Annotated in this window: 1 protein-coding gene; it reads right to left on the bottom strand. The window is 50.0% G+C overall.

All coding sequences use genetic code 11. From position 1 onward, the window contains the following. Positions 1–145 precede the first annotated feature (145 nt). Entirely contained in the window at positions 146–2,365 is a 2,220-nt protein-coding gene (locus PMG25_RS09130) for a PhoX family protein (protein WP_347178791.1), read from the bottom strand. Between the last annotated feature and the right edge of the window lie 477 nt (positions 2,366–2,842).

Raw genomic sequence — 2,842 nt, forward strand, 5'->3', positions numbered from 1 at the left:
TAAAACTCCGTTTTCGGCTGTCGCCGACATGAAACGCTTCGCGATCGCGGGCTGTCACTCTGGGAAATTCGTAAGAATTTCCCAGAGTGACAGAAGAGGGGTAATAGGTAACAGGTAATGGGTAAGCTGTGAGAACAAACTTTGCTTAAATTAGGGCTTGATTATTCACCCGACGTATCGCCACCACAGAGGGTTTAGGCGGATCATTGGGCCCTTTACCCGGCCAGTTAGATCCCAGAGGCACGGTGCGCGTTTGCATGAACTCTTGGCCATCGGTGGTCATCATAGAAAACTCACGGGTTTCGGATGCCATATTTTGCCGCATTCCATAGAGTTCTCCAGGGTGTTGAATCGCCAGAAATAGGGTTTTGCGATCCTCTGTGAAGAACGGGCCACAGGATTCGGTTTCCATGGGAGAGAGGGCAAAGGGATAGGCTTCCCCTGCATGTTCGCCAGAGAGGGGAATATACCACACGGAATTGTTGCCAAAAATACCCCGCAAACTGGATTGACTGATATAGTTGCGTTGTTCATCAACCCGGCCAGCCGGCACGGGACTATTGTGCTTAGAGGTAGACATATCGGTAACCATCCACAGGTTGCCTTGGGCATCAAATTCCAGGTTATCCGGGTTAGAAAAGCCCATTCCGCCTTCGGTGGCTTCTCCACCCATGGCGAAGTTGTCCCACCGGAAGGTCATGGAGGCGGGATCGTTACCGGTTTCTTCCAGACGCATGATCCAGCCGTGTTCGTGACTTTCTCCTTTGGAGTTGGAGAAGACGGCTTTATGGGCCCCCCCATCTCCGCCGGGACTACCGGAGGTGAAGGCGATGAAGAGTGCCCCATCTCCCGGACGGATCATGGTATCTTCGGGGCGAGCGGTACAGGTGGCTCCGGCTGCGTTAGCGGCGAAGTGAGCATCAATAAGGATGGCTCCTTGCACTTCTTCTGGGGTATTGCCGTGGTACAGGTCGCCGAGGGTGGGGAATTTTTGCTTGAAGACGGCGATCGCCCCATCCTGTTCGATTTTTTCAAATCCTCCTTGGGTGCGATCGCGATTCGGTAGGGGAATCATACCGCCATGATAGTCGCTCGGCAGGTCAGGATTGACGGGAGTATCGGCTTTTAGGGCAATCCAAGATCCGGTTCCATCCCCATTAAATTTAGCCGCATACAGCATTCCATCATTGAGGAGGCGCGAGTTGGCTTTATCCTGGGGATTACGCACCAGTCCTGTACTGACAAACTTGTAGACATGACCCCCCCGGCGATCGCATCCAGAATACACCACCAACGGTTTACCCGCTTCGGCCCGAATACCTACCGCTTCATGGCGGAACCGTCCTAACCAAGTATGCTTAGTTCCATAATCATTACCATTGGCTGGATCAACTTCCACCATCCAACCATACTTATTTCCTGCTAACCCAAAGGGGTTCCCTTGGCCATCAAACTCATCGCGTTTAACCGGTTTTTCCTTGGGATGCAAAGACGTACCATCGGCATAAACCCCTTCCGGGACAAAATTCTGGAAATTCTCTTCCGCACTGAAGACCGTACCCCAAGGACTGGTTCCCCCAGCACAATTATTAAATGTACCAATAATTTTATCGCTCAGGGTATCAATATAACCCATGCCCTGACGCTTCCGGAAAATACTCACGGCGGGGCCAGTTGCTCGCAGATAGTTGCCATCCTCTAAGCCAGAGATCCCGGTAATCCGGCGGTCTTGGGGGGAATAGGTTCGCACCCATTGCCCATTGGCCTCGCGACGCAGAGAAATCACGCCAATGCCTTGATCGATTAAGGTTTCCTTAAAGAACTCATAAAATTCAGCCTTCAAAGCGCGATCGCTTAACTCAAAGGCATTAATGCCATCACTTCCCGCTTTTTCCAGTGCGGGCAGCACTTTTGAGGGCAGAGATTTACCCATCACCATCGGATAGGTTTGCTCCCAAGTGGGAACACTCACATATTCAAAATTAATGGTTAAAAAGCCCGTATCTCGCCCCGTGGGAATAAAGGAGAGGTAATCATTGTTATATCCAAACCGAGAATTGCCGAGTTTGTCCCCCCAAGAACCAATCACATCATAGGTGTATCCTTCAGGCAGCACAATATCATCAACGACTTCATAGGTATTGTACAAAGACTTCTGTCGATTGATCGGTAGCCCTTCATAGGATAGGGGACAAGGATATTTTACCGGTTGGAACTTTAAGCCTAAAGCTTTAGGGGAGGAAACTGCCGTAGCTGAACTTCTGGTTACAGAAGCGGAACCTCCCTGTTGTCCCAAAGAACCGCAAGCAACGGTAGTCGCGGTTGCTCCCAGGAATAATAAAAATTGTCTGCGTTGGAGTGTCATGGTTAGCCAGTTGAGCGATCGGATTTTGCCATTCTGACTGTATCGGTCTTGGATTAAGCTTGGATTATGGAAAAAATAACCCGTAATTAATAATTCATTAATAGTTAACCCCACAAAAGAAATAGGGTGGGCAGCGCCCACCCTATCTCTAGTTATAGCAAACCTAAATGAGTTGTGTAATGGCTGCCCCTCATCCCCCTACCCCCTTCTCCCGCAGGCGCTGTCCTGCTTGCCCTGAGCGAAGTCGAAGGGAGCGAAGTCGAAGGGAGAAGGGGAAAAAAGTCCCTCTCCCTTGGGAGAGGGATTGAGGGAGAGGGCATTTCCCGTTGTACAACTCATTTAGACTAGCTATATAGTCAATTTAAATAACAATGAGACATGATGTAACTCAATGTGTAAGGTGGGCACTGCCCACCCTACTAGACCGGCAAGCTTAAAATTGTGAGTAAGAGTGTAGGTTGGGTTGAGGAACGAAAC

This window comes from Roseofilum capinflatum BLCC-M114 (assembly GCF_030068505.1).
Classification (GTDB): domain Bacteria; phylum Cyanobacteriota; class Cyanobacteriia; order Cyanobacteriales; family Desertifilaceae; genus Roseofilum; species Roseofilum capinflatum.